The sequence below is a fragment of the Companilactobacillus bobalius genome (assembly GCF_009764355.1).
The window spans coordinates 492,884-511,210 of record NZ_LNUA01000032.1; the positions used below are offsets into that span (position 1 = coordinate 492,884).

The following is an 18,327-nucleotide window of genomic DNA, read 5'->3' on the forward strand; positions in this document are numbered from 1 at the left end:
ATGAATATTGAAAACATCCAAGTAAACCATATGACTGAACCACTAGGATTTGATCTTAGTGATCTTAAAATTGAATTTGCGGTAAACTCTGAAAAAAATATATCTTTGGAGAAGAAGTTAGAAATTTTTGTTGATGATAATCCCATTTATCAAACTGATTGGCAAGTTTATACGAATAACTATTTCCAACCTGATTTAAAACTAGAGCCAAGAACTAGATATGATTTCACCATAAGCGTACGAAATATTAATGAAAATACCTCTGCTTCCGCAACTAGTTTTTTTGAGACCGGCAAGATGAATGAACCTTTCTCTGCTAAATGGATCGGTAACGATAATAAGGATATTCAGAATACCCTTCTTAAACGTAATTTAGAACTTCCCAAAGAAGTAAAATCAGCTCGTATTTACATGTCAGGTTTGGGCGTCTATGAATTGAATATTAACGATAAAAAAATTGGTGATGAACTCTTAGCTCCTGGAACAACTAACTATGATAAGTTGATTCAAGTTCAAACATATGACGCTACCGATGCATTTGCTCAAGGCAATAACACAGTTGAAATTTCCCTTGGTGATGGCTGGTATAAAGGTAATCTAGGCTTCGATGGTGGTAGAGATAAGATCTATGGTGATCAACAGCGTGCTATTCTAGAGTTACATCTACTCTACAATGACGGCACTGAAGATATAGTTAATACTGATGATCGATGGTTAACAGCCTCCGGAAAAGTTACTAAGTCTGCTATTTATTATGGTGAAGATATCGACGATACAATTATTCCTGACAATTGGGTTAAAGTTAGTGTCTTGGACTACCCTGTTGATACTTTAGCTGATAGATTAAGTTTGCCGCTTAAAGTTCAAGAGTACCTACCCGCTAAAGAATTGATTCATACACCTAAAGATGAACAAGTTATCGATTTTGGACAAAATAATGTTGGTATCATTGAATTTTATAACCGTGAGCCTAAGGGAACTAAGATTACTATTCAAATGGGTGAAATTCTTCAACAAGGTAACTTCTATCGTGATAATTTACGCGAAGCAAGAGCTGCCTTCACTTATATCTCAGATGGTACTAATAAGTGGATTCGTCCACACTTTACTTATTATGGCTATAGATATATCAAGGTTTCTGGAAATACCCAACCGCTACAATTAAAAGATTTTCGTGCCGCTGTAGTTTATTCCGATATGAAGATGACTGGTTCTATTAAGACCGATAATCTGGAAGTTAATCGCTTATTTGAAAATGTCCAATGGAGTCAAAAGGGTAATTTCTTTGATGTACCAACGGATTGTCCTCAACGTGATGAACGTTTAGGTTGGACCGGAGATGCTGAAATTTTCTCTAATACTTCAGCTTTCAATATGAATGTTTATGCATTCTTTAAAAAGTACGCTAAAGATATGAAGGTAGAACAAGATAGTCACGACGGTATGTTAACAATGTACGCTCCTTCCCTTCACGTTGATGAAGGTGGAGCTGCAATTTGGGGCGATGCTGCTACTGTTATTCCTTGGAATATGTATAGTAAATACGGTGATACAGCCATTTTGAAACAAAACTATTCCAGTATGAAAGGCTGGGTCGATTGGATTCATAGAAATGTTGAAAAGAGTGGCACTGGACTTTGGACAGGATCCTTCCAATTTGGTGACTGGTTATCTCTCGACAGTGAAAATCCAGCTGTACCAAATGGTAAAACTGATGAAGACTTTATTGCTTCCATTTATTACTATTACTCATCAAGCATTGTAGCCAATACAGCTAAAATTTTAGGTAACGAAAAAGATCATAAATTCTATACGGATTTGTGTAAAGATATTAAACAAAATATTTTGAAAGAATACATTACTGAAACTGGTCGTGTTGCCGTTGATACACAAACAGCTTATGCCCTAGTTCTTGAATTCAATCTTGTCCCCGAAAATTTGAAGTCACGTGTTGTCGCTGATTTAGTTCAACGTTTGAAGAAAGATAACGATCATCTGCAAACAGGATTCGTTGGTACCCCATTCTTATGCCAAGTTCTATCTGAAAATGGACAACATGAGTTAGCAACAAAGATCTTCCTAAATGAAGATTATCCAAGTTGGCTCTACGCAGTTAAGTTAGGTGCAACAACTATTTGGGAACGTTGGAACTCTGTTTTGTCAGATGGATCAATGAATCCAGAAGGTATGAATTCACTCAACCACTACTCAATTGGTGCCATTATGGAATGGGCTTATAAGTACGTTCTAGGACTTCATGATCAAGACAATGGTTATCAAACTGTTTATGTTGAACCTAAATTTGATTACCGATTGAAACATATTAGTGGTCACTACGACAGTTCTTATGGTGATTTGAAGATCAAGTATGACCTGGAAACAGATGAAAACCACACTATCGCATTACAAATTGATGTGCCTTATGGTCAAACCGTAAAACTAACTCTTCCAAGAGTTGGGTCTAATGTTATAGTTAATGACCAAAAAGTAACTGATCAAGTAATTACTCTAACAAATGGACATCACGAAATTTCATATATCCCTACTTCTGACTATATTGGCAGATACACCATAGACAGCAAACTTGCATCTATCACAGCCGATAAAGAATTATTTGATAAGATCAAATCAGTCACAAAAGAATTAGATATGTTCAATGATCCTGAAAATGTTGATCGATTGGGACATATGTCGATTAAGGAAGCCAATATGCTCTTCCCATTCATCAATATCCCTACTTCGGAGATGAAGCAGATCAACCAAATCCTTACAAGTACACCTGTTTTAAGTGAAAGAAGGGCTCAAGATGTTAGTGAAACAGTATAATAATCCAATAATTAGAGGAATGCGTCCTGATCCTAGTATCGTTCATGTTGGCAAATATTATTATATGGTCAACAGTACTTTTGAATATTATCCAGGAATAACTTTAGCCAGAAGCATTGATTTACTCAATTGGGAAACATTACCTAGTGTGGCAACTAAACACTCTCAAGCTGACTTAACGAAATCCAAATCTAATGAAGGTATTTTTGCCGTTTGTATCAGATATCATAATGATAAATTTTATGTGATCACTACTAATTTTGCTGAATTCAAAACATTTATTATCACTGGAAGTTTAACAGCTGATGGTAACATTTCGTGGGATGAACGCATCAATATTAATGTTAACGGGATTGATCCTGACATCTTCTTTGAGGGTGATCATACCTATGTTCAATACACCGGTTACCTTGAATCTGGAAAAAAGGCCTTACAACAAGTTGAAATTGAATTAGATACTGGTCGTATCTTGGATGGCCCTAAGGTATTGACTGCTGGCACAGGTGGTCGTGATGTAGAAGGTCCACATATCATTAAAAAATCTGACTACTATTACCTCTTAGCCGCCGAAGGTGGAACCGGTTTGGGTCACATGATTACCATTTTTAGAAGTAAGAGTATCTGGGGACCCTTCGAGAGTTGTCCTACTAATCCGATTTTTACTAATCGAGATCGTGCTGATGAACCTTTACAAAACATTGGTCACGGTGATTTATTCCAAGATGAAAATAAAAATTGGTGGCTGGTTTGTTTAGGCACCCGCCCTATCAACATAAATTTCAAAACTTTCACTAATACCGGAAGAGAAACGTTACTTTATCCTGTTGATTGGAATGGCGATTGGCCTGTTGTTAATAAGGGTGTTCCTACAGAAACAGTCGATATGTCAGAATTTCCAGAACATGCTAAAACTTTGCAACCTCAAAATTTAAATGATTTCACAGATTCTTTTAAAAATGGAATTTTAAATCCTGAGTGGGTCTCATTGAGAAACTCATTAAATGATAGATTAACAATTGAGCGTGATAATTTAACATTAACTAGTTCTGACTCAACCCTTTCAGACATTGATACACCTTCATTCTTAGGTTTGAGACAAACTGAACCAGATGAAACTTTTGAGATTGAATTAAACGTCGACAATTGTCAGTTAACTGATGGTCAGATTGGTGTCGCTGTGACAATCGACAGTACTCATTTTGCCAGTTTGACGATCAAGAAAAATGAGAATGATCACTTTGATTTGGTTAAAACAGTTCATGTTTTTGACTTAGTTGTTGAAGAAAAAATTGCTGAAATTAATAAATTACCAAAGAAATTCAGTATTATCAATCACCCTTCCAACAAAGAATTCTTAGTACAAACTATCGACAACAAAAACTTAGGTTTCAAAGTTGCCGCAATGCATTTTTCAAATGAAGCCATCAGTGCTTTGAATACTGGAGATATATTGGGGATCTATGCTCTAGGTACAGATTCGAAGTTATCCGTTAATAAAGCACGTCGCTTCCCTATTAATAAGGAAGAATAATAGTTTTACCTCACTTAACCATATACATATAAAAAGAACAGGATTAGGAAATTTAGTTTTCCTAATCCTGTTCTTTTCACTTAAATATTAAATTCATAGTCCCCGCTACCTAGCTCTTTTGTTTGATGTTTCATCATCAATTGGGCAGTGGCATTGAATGGTACATGTATTTGAATTCTTAAATCGTCATCAACATATTTCCAATTAACTTTGATCAATCCTCTAGTTGAACGATAATTCAATTTTGAACTAGTGAATTGTGATTTATCCGGAATGGTAATTTTAAACTTACGATATCCTGGTTCAATTGGTGATAGTCCGCCAATATTTTCTACGATCCAATGTTCAACACAACCAAACGCATAATGATTAAAAGAATATGTTCCTACCGAACCATCAGGAGCAATGCCACCCCATGATTCCCAAATGGTGGTAGCTCCATGATTAACTTCGTAAAGCCAAGAAGGCATTTTTGTTTGTAAAAGAATGGTTTTTGCTAAGTCCTTGTGACCGTATTGGCACAAGGTATCTAATAGATATGGAACACTTAAAAATCCTGTATCTAAGCAATCATTATTGTCATGAATCATTGTCACTAAATGTTCAACGGCTTGTTCTGTGGCTGTTTTATCTAACAAATTAAAAGCTATTGCTAAGACATAGCAACCTTGAAATTCTGCGGCAAGTTTTTGATTCTTCCAAAAATTTTTTTGGAAAGCCGTTGCTACATTTTTTGCGTAATTTTGATAGTCAAGAGCATTTTCTTCATCGCCTAAAACTGTAGCAATTTGGGAAAGTAAACTACTGGTATAACTTAGAAAAGCTGTTGCCACAACATCTTTAGTGGCTTTAGCTGTTTCCATTGGTCCTAGGGCATCTTTCCCTAACATATAACTAGGAAACATCCAGTCACCGTAATGAAATTTAGTATCCCAGATATATTGACTAGAATCATCACTTTTATCTTCAGCGGCACTTTGTACGGCGTAGTCATGCCATTTTTGCATAGCCGAATAGTTTTCCTTCAAAATGGATATGTCACCATCATTTTTGTAAATCGTCCAAGGAAGCATAATTATCGCATCGCCCCATCCTGCGGAAGAATAAGTACCAGTAAATTGAGGACTGGAAGTATAGAATTCTTTTGGAGCTGGAGCGTAATCTTGAATTTGACCATCAACCCTTTGTTCAGCTCTGACACTTTCTAACCAACGTTTTAACATAGCTGTTACGTCCATATTGAATAAGGCCGTTGGTGCAAAAACTTGGGCATCTCCTGTCCATCCGGCACGTTCTCTTTGAGGACAATCGGTTGGAATTGACAACATATTGCCTCTTTGACTCCATTGAACATTTTTAATTAATTGATTAATTTTTTTATTTGAAGTTTCAAGTGAACCTAACTCTTCCATTTTCGTCATTAAAGGTAAAGCTTCGATTTCATTTAGTGATGGAGTTTGCGTCAAACCAGTTATTTTAATATAACGAAAACCATGGAAAGTAAAGTCAGGGGTCAGTGTTTCAAAATTCCCTCGGCCAACAAAGTAATCTGTTTGATCCTTATTGCGACCGGTAATGTTATTAAAGAAACGTCCCTCTTTATCTAGGACTTCAGAATGCTCAATTTTGATAGAAATTCCTTCACCTAAATAAGTTGACAACTTAATTTTTCCAGCAATAACTTGTCCAAAATCTACTAGAATAGCGTCTCCATCATGCCAGATCTTCTTTGCAGAAATACCTGGTAATTGGTGAACATATTGTGCGTCTTGAGGAGTAAGATTATCCAAGTTATACGAAACTTCATCCACTTTTTGACTATTGTTCCAATCCGGAGTTTGACGAAGATCTTGTTTTTCTCCAATGAAGATATCGCTATAAACATATTTACCGGTGGTTGATCTGAAATCTTGATCAGTTTTGATAATATCTTGAGTTCCGTCAGCATATGTAACAATAATTTCTCCCAAAATACCATTTTTGTTTCCAAATTGACCGCCATTACCAGTAGTACTGATACGACCAGAATACCAGCCATCGGCTAAAACTACCGTCCAATCATTATCTGTTCCCAAAAATTTGGTGATGTCGAAATACTGATACTGTAAGATGTTTTTATACGAGGTGAAATCAGGCATGAATTGGGCCTGAGTAATTTTTTGACCATTAATCAGAGGATAATAAATACCATGTGCCGTCATGAATAACTGAGCCTTTTTGACCGCCTTCTTTAATTCAAAATTCTTACGAAGGTATTGGACAGGACGTAATCTCTGTTCTGGAGCCGTTTGTTTAGGCATCGGTTTACCACCAAACATAGCTGCTAAATCTAAAGGCGCCTCTTCAACAACATCGTCTTGCCTAGGTTCTATCCATATTGCATCCCAATGTTTCAACGCTGTTGTGAATACCATCTTGGGAGACCAAGGACTAGTTGTCTGATAATTGTCAGTAATACGAACCTGCCAAGTATAAGTTGTATGATCTTGTAGTTCCGCTGAATGAAGATGAAACTGATTATTATCTGACTTAATTTGATTTGATGTGTAAATTACTTCACCCACTTCATTCGAAATGATTATCTCAAATGAGATCTGTAAACTGTTCTTCTTGTTACTTTCAGCACTCCATTCAAATTTGAGATTATTTAAAGGAACAACAATATCGTCATTTCCAGTTGTTAAGTTATTAAGTTTCATTGAAGTAATTTTCATAGATATCTCCTCTGTTAAAAATAAATATTCATAATATAATTTAATTAATAATGTGATTTTGGGATGGACAAATGGATAAAAATTTAAAAACAATTATCGACCAGATACCGGTTGTTACGACTTTGGATAAATTCGAGCCAAAATATTTTAATCAGACTCAATATGGAAAAGTTTTTAGATATTATCGAACGTTATCTGATGGAATAGATCATCAATTAAATACAGTTGAACAAAGTATTGCTATTTCTAGGCAGCCGTTGGGACAAACTCCGTGGCACTTGCATAATTATATTGAATTGACGTTTGTCCTATCTGGTCAGGCCGAAATTATGGTTAAAAACAAAACCATCAAGTTATCGACCGGACAAATTCTATTAATGGGGCAAAATACGATTCACTGTTTAAACTTGAATAACCCTAAAACAGTTATCTTCAATTTAGCTATTACAAGCAACTTTTTAACTGAAGAACGGTTGATGGTTTTGCGAAAATTGAGTACCGTGGCAAAAATGTTATTTACTATCTTGCAAAATGACAATATTGATCAAGCTGAATATAGTTTTTTCAATGCAACTAATAATCCTGCCATTCAAGATACTTTGATTGAAATTATTGTTGAGTATTACAAGCCTGATTTTGGTAGTCAGGAAATCATTAATCTCGATGTTTTGAAATTATTAGTTGAGTTAATTCGCTTACGACAGTCTCAACAACCAAATGTTATCGCCAATGATACTTCCGATGTATTTGATATGTTGATTTATATTGAAAATAATTATAGAAATCTTTCGTTGACACAAATGTCAGAAGTATTTCACTTTCACCCTAATTACTTGTCGGCCAAATTAAAATCGGCCACAGGGATGTCCTTTTCGCAACTTATTTCTCTGCAAAAATTGAACGCTGCAGCGGCTTACCTGATTCATTCCAATGATACCGTATCTCAAATTTCTGAACATATCGGTTATTCTGACACTTCCTACTTTTATCAAGAATTCAAAAAGTTTTTCAAAATAACTCCAATTCAGTATCGTAAGAAAAATCAAGCTAATTAGAAGTCTTTACAGAACCTTGATTGGAAACCTTTTTACTAAAGTTAAAGAAAATCATAACGAGAGCAATCACAAGCATAGCAATTCCAATAACCAAAAAAGTCTGTAACCCAGCGGTAACGTTAAACCAACCCAAAATAATAGGACTAACGATGCCCCCTAAGGCGTTGGAAAAAATAAATAATGACATACCTAAAGAATTCTGTTCTTCATTGGTCAAAATAGGAATTTCATAAGGCGCTGTCGCCATGGCAATGCACATCCCCATACCAGATAAGTATGCACCAATGAATAGAAATGGGATTGAATTAGATAGAAACATAACAAAATATGAAGCTGTTAGTAATAAGGCACTCATTTCCAAAAGATGTTTATGTGCAATCTTTCTAATATAAGCCATTAAGAATCCTGTGATCATTCCACCAAGAGTTCCGAATGAACTAAGAATACCAGCAAGGGATGTTCCACCAACTTGTTTTTGAGAAATTAAAATAGAGAGATTATTTGAAAATGCTGTATAGAAAAGGATAGTTAGAAAGACTAATCCGGCGATTGCAAAAACATATTTATTCATCTGTTTTAAAACATCGATGGTTGAAACTTTCTTTTGGATTGAATTTGTATCAACCTTTTCAACTTTATCTAGAGGTAACATAAAGAGAACCAGGAAGAATACCAATACAGCTAATAAAAAGACATAGTAAGAATGGAACCACATTTTGCTTCCGAGGATTCCGGCTGCTGACATCATTAATACTGCACCTAGAGAATTAAATGCGGTGTTGAAACCCATCATTGAGGCCCTAGCTTCACCTTTAAAGAAAATTGAAATCAACATTGGAGTTAAAGTTGATACAAAACCAACTCCAATACCAACAATAAAGGCACATACAAGTAAAACAATAATCTGGCTATGCCAGAAAATAGGAACTATCCCTCCGACAATAACAGCTATAACACCAATTAAAGCCAACCTTTTCTTAGGAATACTCATAGCTAATCTACCAACAATTAAACTAATGATAAGTTGCCCTAGACTTGGCAGTGAGCCAATCATTTGAACTGTAGTGGCAGGTACTTTAGGAAAAGCTTGAATAATTTCACTAAAAACTGGGGTAATCACAATCCCACACATTGATAATAAAGCAATACTTAGAATACCGACTCGAACACGTAACTTACTCATTAAAATCAACTCCTAAACGTTTTTTGTTTTTTACAAATTATATGTTAGCGCTTACTTGCAAAACCAAAAATCCATTTTTCGAAGTTAGATAGTGTTGTAATCAAAGATTATTACCTTGAACGATAAAAATATCCCCCAAATTATTGGAGGATACTTTTTTTGCGTAATTTAATTTAATTGAACACGTAAATCACCGTTTTTAGAAACTATTACTAAAGCAAGCCCATTGAATAGATTTACTTTATCATTGTCCAGATTCTGATCAATAGGATCACCGTTACCATTGCCTATTATCTTGCCATCAGAAACATCCAAATTGACTGTTTCGTTAGCATTTTCAACAAATTTACCATTATCATCAATGGCTTTTAAGGCAAATAATGTTGTGGTCCCTCCTTCATATACTTTTTGAGGTAAAACTTGTTTAGTCTTACTACTACTGAAACGACTATCCTGAGCTACAATTTCGTCTTTTTGATAAGCAACAACTTTTAGTTCACCAAGTTCATATGGAATTGTCCAATTGGCAGAACAGTCAGTTAAATCTTTTTTGCCATAACTATGATCATTAACGAACAGTTCTACTTTTTCAGTATTACTAAATGCTCTAATTTCTACTTGACCTTGCTTGTCCAGGTTCAATTGATCTTTATTCCAACTAGGCATGACATGAACCATCGGTTTCTTAGTCCAATGTGCCTGATAGTAATAATAATAGTCCTTAGGAAAGCCACATAAATCAGCTATTCCAAATTGTGAACTGATAGCAGGCCAATTAAACGGTGATGGTTCACCATAGTAATCAAAGCCTGTCCATAAGAAGACCCCTCCCATGTATGGATTGTCTTTCAAATAAGACATAACTGTTTCAGGATGAGCCGTACCACCAACTCCGGGATCTTCAGGTTTTCTAACCCCAGGTAATACCATAGAGAAATAGGATCCAAAATTGTTACACTGTCTCTTTTCCCCGTTATCCTTGTAAATGCCTCTTGTAGAGAAGTATGAAGCATTTTCAGTGCTCATCATTGGTAATTTAGGATATTTTTTATGAATCAATTTAGCACCTGAACCCATAACACCGGCTTCAGGATAATTAACACCTAAGACATCGAGATTTTTAACGTAATTTTCATCAATAATACCTTCAGGAGTTAGTAATTCGGCACCAATAATCAAATGTTCATGATCGTATTGTTTAATCGTTCGAGTTAATTTTTGTGCAATACGACTACCTGATGGAGTGTTTCCAATAAGTTCTTCATTAGAAATAGACCAGAAACCAATTGAGGGATGCATTCTATCCCTTAGCACCATCTGTTTTAAATCATTAACACGCCAAGGAGAACTTTCCAACAATCGATTCTCATTGATTAGGATAATACCAAAGTGGTCACACGCATTTAGCAACTCCTCGGAAGCAAAATGATGAGTACTACGCCAAGCATTCACTCCCATATTTTTCATAACTTTAACTTTGTAATTAACAATATCTTGATTCATGGCTGTACCGACACCAGCAAAATCTTGATGTTCACAGATTCCATGTAGTTGATAGCTTTGACCGTTTAAGAAGAAACCATCCGTTGTATAGGAAAAGGTATGAATACCAAAGCTCTTTTGGATTTTATCAGTCTCAATTTCAAAACTGGCACTATAACAATATGGATTTTCAGGAGTCCAAAGCTTGGGATCATTTATCTCAATAGTTTTTTTAAAATCATATTTTTGATAACTAGCAATTTCAACTTCGTTAAATCGAATGACATTTTTATCATCTAACGAAACTGTTGGTATAACTGTTTGAAGTTTATCAGTATCGTTTTTAACAGAAAATTCAATTCCTAAAGTGGCGTTACTGTTATCTAAGCTTTTCGTATAAATGTAGCAGTCATCGCTGACAATTGAAACTAAGGGTCTATGTTCGAGCCAAACCGAACGATAAATCCCAGCACCTTCGTACCACCAGCCTTCAGCACCGGTTGTAGTATCAGCACGAACTAAGATGACATTGTCGCCCTCTTCTCCATAACGAGCCATCTCGGTAATATCAAAAGAAAATGAATTATAGCCACTGTTATTGTGCCCTAGATAGACACCGTTAAGCCAAACATCGGCCATTCTCATTACACCGTCAAAATGCAAAACAGTCTTTGTTCTGTTTAATTCATTAGTAGATAGTTTGAATGTTCTACGATAATAACCGACAGCATCGGGTTTAGATCCGCTCATTAATTTCTCTGGTTGATTAACATATGGAACCTTCCGATTCCAATCATGAGGCAAGTCAATTTTTTTCCAATCGTCGGATAACTTATCTGTTAAATCAGTACCGGCTAAATTCAATAATCCTTGCTCGGCATTCCCTTGAGCAATTAACTTTAAAAAGTGATTGCCACCGGCACTAATTGGCAAACGGGAGCCAGTTTCGTTAGCTAACGGAGCAGTAAGTCCACCAAGAGAGACAGCTTTTTTCGTAGTTTTAAGTGGTTGACGTTCTAATTCACCGTAGTGAAACAACCAATTTTTGTTTAGAAGTTCTTTTCTAGTCATTATTTATCAATCCCTTCATCTAACTCAATCTTAATGTAAAAAGCCCTATGCTATAATGTTTATATACGATTTTTAGCAAACGCTTACTGTAATTTTCCAACTTGGAGGTTTAGATTGATGACTAAAGAAGATTTTCATAACTTAGATACGCCGTCCTCAATTAACGGTCCTGAAATCTCCACAAATTCACCTTTATCAATATTTTATAAACGTAAAACTAATCAAAAAGTCCTTTATACGATGGTACAAAATGGTAAGTTCAATGTTTTTGAAGCTGATGACTATCAAAAAATGCATCGTGACCGTGATTTTGAATTAATGTATGTTTTAAAGGGACAACTTACTAACTATTTAGAGGATCAAGTCTTTACTTATAAAACCGGTGAAGGTTGTTTATTGAATCCACAAATGAGACATACTGAAAAACTTCAAGATGACTGTTTAGTTGCCTTTATCAACTTGTCAGAATCATTGTTGAACCAACTTTTAAATGGAATTGATACTTCAGAAGCCGTTTTTTCTTTCTTACAACATAATTTAAAGGATGAAAATAGTTGGCAAAGAAACTATCTACAGTTTCGTACGCAAACAATAGGTTCAGATAAAACCTTTAGAATAATTCTAGATTCTCTGCAACAGGAAATCACCACTGTTAAAGTAGGCTCAAATTATCTTCAGCAAGGATTAATTTTGAGATTGTTGTCTGAATTACAGGATAAAAACCACTTTCAAGTAACCACTAATCTGTTAGATCATTCAAAGAAAGATTATTTGTTAAATCGAATCGTTCAATTAATTGAGGATAATACGGGTAATATCACTCGTAAAACTTTAGAGGAAGAATTGCATTATAATGCCGAATATCTAAATAGAATTTTAAAAGAGCAAACAAATAAAACCCTAACTTCCTATTCACAAGAAGTCAGGGTTCATAAAGCACAGGAATTATTGACGACTACCGAACTAACCGTACAAATGATAGCCGAAAAATTAGGATTTTCTAGCGAAACTTATTTCTATCATTATTTTAAGAAACATGTTCAGTTGTCACCTAACGTTTATCGCCAACGATTTAGGATTAAATGAAATTAATTTTATAAATAAGGAGCGCAATACGCAAGATTTGGCAATAAAAGAATTATTTGGCTCTTGACCAAAGGTGAAAAAGAAAACTGTTATTACATTTCTCTTTAATTAATACCGTTTTTTTGAATAACTTTTTTATACCAGTAAAAGCTATCCTTCTTTATTCTATTTAAGCTCCCGTTTCCTTCATCGTCCTTATCAACGTAAATTAAACCATAACGCTTTTTCATCTCTCCGGTTGATGCACTGACAATATCAATACATCCCCAAATACAATATCCCATTAATTCTACTCCATCGTCGATGGCTTCACTCATTGCATCAATATGCTTACTCAAATAATCTATTCTGTAATCATCGTGAATCCTTTCATTTTCATCAAGAACGTCTATCGCACCCAAACCGTTTTCGACAATGAATAATGGTTTTTGATAACGATCATACAAGTTATTGAGAGTAATTCTTAATCCGATAGGATCAATTTGCCATCCCCATTCACTACTTTTTATATAAGGGTTCTCTACAGATGAAAAGACATTTCCTTTGGTCTTATTTTTACTCACTTCTTTGTCAGAACTAACACAATGAGTTGAATAATACGATAATGAGACAAAATCAACAGTATTTTTCAATATTTTTTTATCTTCTAATGTTATATTTAAAGAAATATTATTTCTGACAAGATACTGTTTTATATAATTGGGATAATATCCTCGAACTTGAACGTCGCTAAAAAAATACTGTTCACGATTTTTTTGTAAAGCCATTAATATATCCTTAGGATTACATGAGTATGGATATACCTCACCGGCAGCCAACATACAACCTATCTGCATTTTAGGATTAACTTGATGAGCCATCTTAGTGGCTGCGGCTGATGCTACTAATTGGTAGTGAGCTGCCTGATATTTCAATTGAGTAAGATTATCTTTTTTATCATAGCATAATCCTCCACCGACAAAGGGTAAGTTTAATATCATATTCATCTCATTAAATGTAATCCAATATTTAACTTTATTTTTATAACGTTCAAATAATGTTTGACAAAGATTCAAATATGCACCAATCATTTTTCTATCTCTCCAGGCACCATATTTTTTTACCAAGCCAACTGGAGTATCAAAATGGTCAATTGTGACTAATGGTTCTATGTTATTTTCTAAACAGCAATCAATTACACGATCATAAAATTTCAATCCATCTTTGTTAGGAGAACTCTCAGTGCCAATTGGATATATTCGAGACCAAGTTATGGAAAATCTGAATGCTTTTAATCCTAAATTAGCTAATAATTTAATGTCAGTTTCGTAATGTTCATAAAAATTTATTCCCGTATGACTAGGATAATAAAAATTTTCAGAATTATAATTTTTTAAAGCATCCGTACCATTGAGCATAGATTTAAATCTTCTATCACCATATGGTAATAAATCAGCCATGCTTAATCCTTTGCCACCTGAATCAAAACCACCTTCAGCTTGACTTCCAGATATAGCCCCGCCCCACAAAAAGCCTTTAGGAAACATTACATTACCTCCAAGTCATTAAAGAATGGAAGTGAATCATCTTTTTGGATGTCCAATGATTCCACATTTAGAATATTTCTCATTGAAAATCCCTTCATATCTTCTTTGAATTCTGGACTATTCATGTATTCCTCATTCTTTTCTTTTGCATTAACATTTTTTTGGAAAGAAACTAGTGCAAATACTCGGCAAGTGTCGTTTAAAGAATTTTTTTTCTCTTTAAAAACGCCTTCAACTTTAATACCGAATTTTGGTAGGCTGACAATGTGTTTTTGCCAATACTTATTCATATATAGTGAAGCAATTTCATTATCTTTTAATGTATAAATTCTTAATTGAAACATTTTAATTTCATCCTCTCTTAAACGGTTAACACCATTTGTTGTGACGTAACATCAGTATTATATTTAACATCAGTATTAACGTGATCATAGTCATTTGTATTAGTTATGATCAACATAATCGTGGTATCATATCCGGCCTTTTGGACTTCCTTAATATCAAAACTACCTAATTTATCTCCCCTATGAACCTTGGTACCTTTATTGACGTTAGTCTTAAAATATTTACCATTTAATTGAACAGTATCAATTCCAATATGAATTAATAATTCAATTCCACTGTTTGATCTAATTCCGTAAGCATGTTTTGTTGGAAAGACCATAACAATCTCACCATCAACTGGTGAATAGACTTCCCCAGTTTTAGATTCAAAAGCCATGCCCTTACCCATTGCACCGCTTGAGAATGTTACGTCATCCACATCCTTTAAATTTTTAACGAGTCCATCTGTTACAGAACTAATCCTCATATCTTTTTGTTTAACAGCCTTTGGTTTCCAAATCACCATTGTTATACCAAATGAAATAGCAAACGAAATAATCATCCCAATGATAGCATTTAATAAATTTGTTGGAGTTTTTGCAAATAATGCTAAGGCCAATATTCCAGGACTAGCAATTGCTGTAGATGTGACACGCGTCAATCCAATATATAATCCCCCGATGGCTCCTCCAAGGACGGCTCCATATAGTGGTTTTTTTAATTTTAAATTGACACCATATAAAACAGGCTCAGTTATACCTAAAGCTGCAGTTGCTCCGGTAGAGATAGCGGTTCCTCGTAGTACTTTTTCTTTTGATTTGACTGCTACAGCAAAGGCTGCACCAGATTGTGCCAAATTTGATACTAGGCCAGATGGTGTGAAAAATGAATCATATCCGAAACTGGAAATTGATTGAATGGCAATTGGAAACAATGAATAGTGCATGCCCATCATTACAATCAATGGCGAAAATGCACCCATAATTGTTGGAGCTAACCAAGGCGCTGTATTATTTAAGAAGGAGATAAACATTCCTAAATAAATACCAACATATGACCCTATTGGTCCAAGTACTATTAATCCGATCAAACTAGATACAAATATTGACACTACTGGGGTAACAAAAAGACCAATAGTTTTTGGTAGATGTTTATTTAGATACTTTTCAATGTATGATTGGAACCAAACAATCAATAGTATCGGAACAACACTGGATGAATAATTAACATCTTTGATGGGAATACCTGCAAATGACAACGCAGTACCTTTTGTCACTAACTTTATCAAAGTGGGATGAACTAATACTCCAGCTAACACTGCGGAAATATAAGGATTAGTATCCAATTTTTTTGCTGCCGAAAATGCTAGTAAAATCGGTAAAAAATAAAAGCAGGCATCAGCTATCATTGATAATAAAATATATTCAATACTCCGTGTTGGTAAGATGCCTATTACATTAAAAATGGCGATAAATCCCTTTAGTAACCCCGCACCAATAATGGCCGGCAAAATTGGAGTGAAGGCACCCGAAATAAAATCAATTAGTCTGCTCCAAATATTGCTTTTTTTCTTCGAAGTAGATTCTAATTTCGTATTACTACCAGATGGGTTATTATCAGTACTATTAAAATACTTGTATACTTCTGCTACATCAGGGCCAATAATAACTTGTAATTGATTGTTTTGATAAATGACATCAATTACCCCATCAATAGCCTTTAGTTTATCAATATCAACCTTTTTCAAGTCGTTTATATTAATTCTTAATCGAGTTGAACAGTGAGTAATGTGATTAATATTCTGTGCCCCGCCAATGGCATTTTTTACTCTCTCAGAAACTTTTTTATAGTCCATAATTCCTTCCTCTATATACAAATTAGTTTATATATAATTTATAACGTCTTTTGTAAGCGCATACTACCAGCAGTATTCTATGAGGAGTTGGTTAAACAACTATTTATCCAAATAAGTTGTTTTACTCTATATTTTCTACAAGATATAATAGTTATTACAAGGGGGGAATCAATCATTACTGAAGATCTAAGAGTTAAAAAAACAAAAAAAACAATCGAGTATGGATTTCTCGATTGTGTAAAAAAGAATACTTTTTCAAAAATAACTGTTAAAGAATTAACAGATACCATGATGATAAACAAATCAACGTTTTATAAATATTATGATGATAAATACGATTTAAGATCGTATATTCTTGCTAAGGGGTTAACCGACTTTTCTAATTCAATCGATGTCTCTTACTTATATTTTCCACATAGAGAAGTTAATTGCTATGAAGAGAAACTACCATCTGCTATTCAACCTATATTTGATCATCGAAAAGAGTTAATGATCTTATGGTCTAAAAATATGGAAAGCAATGTCTTTGAACAGATGCAGGATATTTATGCAAAAAAATTTTTGATTTCTCTTAAGAAAACTAAACATAAAAATCTTCCTGAATCTTTTCAGATTCTAAACGCCAATTTATTTGCAGCATCGGCCATGCAGATTATTAAATGGTGGTTTGAAATAAGTCCTAATTCAACTAGCAAAGAAATCGCGCATATTATTACTATTTGTATAAAATCTGGTTCATATGATATATTGCAAGATACTAATTAATTTTCCCTTACAAAAAAATAAGCTCAAAATAAATTTATTTTGAGCTTATTTTGTGTATGAAAAACAAATATTTTAACTATTTACTGTTTCAGTAGAAAGGAAGCGTGGATTAGGTGTAACACTAAATGATTTGGCAAGATCTCTCAAATCATCGTCGGTAATACTTTGAAGAATATTACCACCTTGGCTTTGAATGGCTGTATAGATCATACATGCTTTCTCGACTGTTTCAATCAATCCATATGTCTCATCCATACTATCACCACAAGCAAAGATACCATGGTGTGGCCACATAACAACTCTAAATTCATTCATCTTATCAGCTGTGGCCTGACCAATTTCATTAGTACCTGGTGTCATATAAGGAATAATTCCTACTCCTTCAGGGAAGACAACTAGAGATTCAGCTTGCATCTTCCATAATAAACGACTAACGCTACCTTCATCCAATTCATGTGTAAATGAAAGTGCAACCCAGTCTGTTGGGTGACAGTGCATTACAACTCGTTGATTAGAATCGATTTTTTGACGTGAAATGTGTGTCATTAGATGAGCTGGGAATTCACTTGTTGGTTGGCCGCCATCATTGAAGCCCCAAAGTAAGTCAACAGAGTTTCCTTCTTCTGTGATTCTTACCAGACCCGTATCGCGGTCAGGATAATTATGAACATTCTTGAAATAACGTCCTGTTCCTGTAACTAAGAAGTATTGTCCTGCCAAAGCACTGGCGTCAAATTTGATAGGAATATTTCTAATAACAGCCTTTAAATCATCAAACTGATCAACTTCTTCTTGGGTTAAACGAAGGCTGACATTACCACCGTTTCTTTCATCCCAGCCATGTTGATATAAACCATTAGTGATTTCACACATTTTTTTTACAAATTTAGAATCGATAAATTTCATAAT

12 protein-coding genes are annotated in these 18,327 nt (G+C 34.5%); 5 read left to right on the forward strand and 7 right to left on the reverse strand.

Annotated elements, in window-relative coordinates:
- Together ATN92_RS09530 and ATN92_RS09535 are read left to right on the forward strand one after the other, a co-directional pair.
- Positions 1–2,826: an alpha-L-rhamnosidase gene (locus ATN92_RS09530; RefSeq protein WP_056952547.1), complete on the forward strand. Its 2,826-nt coding sequence runs from the start codon at positions 1–3 to the stop codon at positions 2,824–2,826.
- Entirely contained in the window at positions 2,807–4,357 is a 1,551-nt protein-coding gene (locus tag ATN92_RS09535; RefSeq protein WP_056952549.1) for a glycoside hydrolase family 43 protein, read from the forward strand. Before ATN92_RS09530 ends, ATN92_RS09535 begins: the two co-directional genes overlap by 20 nt.
- Before the next feature lie 80 nt (positions 4,358–4,437).
- On the opposite strand, the gene ATN92_RS09540 is transcribed toward ATN92_RS09535, so the two are convergent.
- A complete protein-coding gene (locus ATN92_RS09540) occupies positions 4,438–7,071 on the reverse strand; it encodes an alpha-L-rhamnosidase (RefSeq protein ID WP_056952550.1) in 2,634 nt (877 codons plus the stop codon).
- A gap of 71 nt (positions 7,072–7,142) precedes the next feature.
- Between ATN92_RS09540 and ATN92_RS09545 the strand changes: the two genes are divergently transcribed.
- Positions 7,143–8,126 carry an AraC family transcriptional regulator gene (locus ATN92_RS09545; protein ID WP_056952552.1) on the forward strand — a complete coding sequence of 328 codons (984 nt, stop codon included), beginning with the start codon at positions 7,143–7,145 and terminating at the stop codon, positions 8,124–8,126.
- Here ATN92_RS09545 and ATN92_RS09550 read toward each other — a convergent pair.
- Both ATN92_RS09550 and ATN92_RS09555 read right to left on the reverse strand, forming a co-directional pair.
- Positions 8,119–9,309: an MFS transporter gene (locus ATN92_RS09550; RefSeq protein WP_056952554.1), complete on the reverse strand. Its 1,191-nt coding sequence runs from the start codon at positions 9,307–9,309 to the stop codon at positions 8,119–8,121. The two genes, ATN92_RS09545 and ATN92_RS09550, sit on opposite strands and share 8 nt — an antisense overlap.
- Positions 9,310–9,477: 168 nt before the next feature.
- Complete coding sequence (locus ATN92_RS09555; RefSeq protein WP_056952555.1) at positions 9,478–11,862, reverse strand: glycoside hydrolase family 2 TIM barrel-domain containing protein; 2,385 nt, start codon at positions 11,860–11,862, stop codon at positions 9,478–9,480.
- Between the two features lie 117 nt (positions 11,863–11,979).
- On the opposite strand from ATN92_RS09555, the gene ATN92_RS09560 reads away from it, so the two are divergent.
- Positions 11,980–12,948 carry an AraC family transcriptional regulator gene (locus tag ATN92_RS09560; protein WP_056952557.1) on the forward strand — a complete coding sequence of 323 codons (969 nt, stop codon included), beginning with the start codon at positions 11,980–11,982 and terminating at the stop codon, positions 12,946–12,948.
- 104 nt (positions 12,949–13,052) lie between these two features.
- Here the strand turns inward: ATN92_RS09560 and ATN92_RS09565 are convergent, their stop codons facing one another.
- The 3 genes from ATN92_RS09565 to ATN92_RS09575 are packed head-to-tail and all read right to left on the reverse strand — an operon-like array spanning position 13,053 to position 16,653.
- The gene (locus tag ATN92_RS09565; RefSeq protein WP_056952558.1) at positions 13,053–14,474 is read right to left on the reverse strand and encodes a 6-phospho-beta-glucosidase; all 1,422 of its coding nucleotides are present in this window, start codon (positions 14,472–14,474) and stop codon (positions 13,053–13,055) included.
- Entirely contained in the window at positions 14,474–14,818 is a 345-nt protein-coding gene (locus tag ATN92_RS09570) for a hypothetical protein (protein ID WP_056952560.1), read from the reverse strand. Before ATN92_RS09570 ends, ATN92_RS09565 begins: the two co-directional genes overlap by 1 nt.
- 17 nt (positions 14,819–14,835) lie before the next feature.
- Complete coding sequence (locus ATN92_RS09575) at positions 14,836–16,653, reverse strand: beta-glucoside-specific PTS transporter subunit IIABC (RefSeq protein WP_056952562.1); 1,818 nt, start codon at positions 16,651–16,653, stop codon at positions 14,836–14,838.
- Between the two features lie 87 nt (positions 16,654–16,740).
- Here ATN92_RS09575 and ATN92_RS09580 point away from each other — a divergent pair, with 87 nt between their 5' ends.
- A complete protein-coding gene (locus ATN92_RS09580; RefSeq protein ID WP_056952564.1) occupies positions 16,741–17,418 on the forward strand; it encodes a TetR/AcrR family transcriptional regulator in 678 nt (225 codons plus the stop codon).
- A 72-nt stretch (positions 17,419–17,490) separates the two neighbouring features.
- Here ATN92_RS09580 and rhaD read toward each other — a convergent pair whose 3' ends face one another.
- The gene (gene rhaD / locus ATN92_RS09585) at positions 17,491–18,324 is read right to left on the reverse strand and encodes a rhamnulose-1-phosphate aldolase (RefSeq protein WP_056952566.1); all 834 of its coding nucleotides are present in this window, start codon (positions 18,322–18,324) and stop codon (positions 17,491–17,493) included.
- Between the last annotated feature and the right edge of the window lie 3 nt (positions 18,325–18,327).

Coding starts and splice junctions, on each gene's coding strand:
- ATN92_RS09575 (WP_056952562.1), bottom strand. CDS start 16,653: ATGGACTATAAAAAAGTTTCTGAGAGAGTAAAAAATGCCATTGGCGGG.
- ATN92_RS09540 (WP_056952550.1), bottom strand. CDS start 7,071: ATGAAAATTACTTCAATGAAACTTAATAACTTAACAACTGGAAATGAC.
- ATN92_RS09550 (WP_056952554.1), bottom strand. CDS start 9,309: ATGAGTAAGTTACGTGTTCGAGTCGGTATTCTAAGTATTGCTTTATTA.
- rhaD (WP_056952566.1), bottom strand. CDS start 18,324: ATGAAATTTATCGATTCTAAATTTGTAAAAAAAATGTGTGAAATCACT.
- ATN92_RS09535 (WP_056952549.1), top strand. CDS start 2,807: ATGTTAGTGAAACAGTATAATAATCCAATAATTAGAGGAATGCGTCCT.
- ATN92_RS09560 (WP_056952557.1), top strand. CDS start 11,980: ATGACTAAAGAAGATTTTCATAACTTAGATACGCCGTCCTCAATTAAC.
- ATN92_RS09545 (WP_056952552.1), top strand. CDS start 7,143: ATGGATAAAAATTTAAAAACAATTATCGACCAGATACCGGTTGTTACG.
- ATN92_RS09565 (WP_056952558.1), bottom strand. CDS start 14,474: ATGTTTCCTAAAGGCTTTTTGTGGGGCGGGGCTATATCTGGAAGTCAA.
- ATN92_RS09555 (WP_056952555.1), bottom strand. CDS start 11,862: ATGACTAGAAAAGAACTTCTAAACAAAAATTGGTTGTTTCACTACGGT.
- ATN92_RS09530 (WP_056952547.1), top strand. CDS start 1: ATGAATATTGAAAACATCCAAGTAAACCATATGACTGAACCACTAGGA.
- ATN92_RS09570 (WP_056952560.1), bottom strand. CDS start 14,818: ATGTTTCAATTAAGAATTTATACATTAAAAGATAATGAAATTGCTTCA.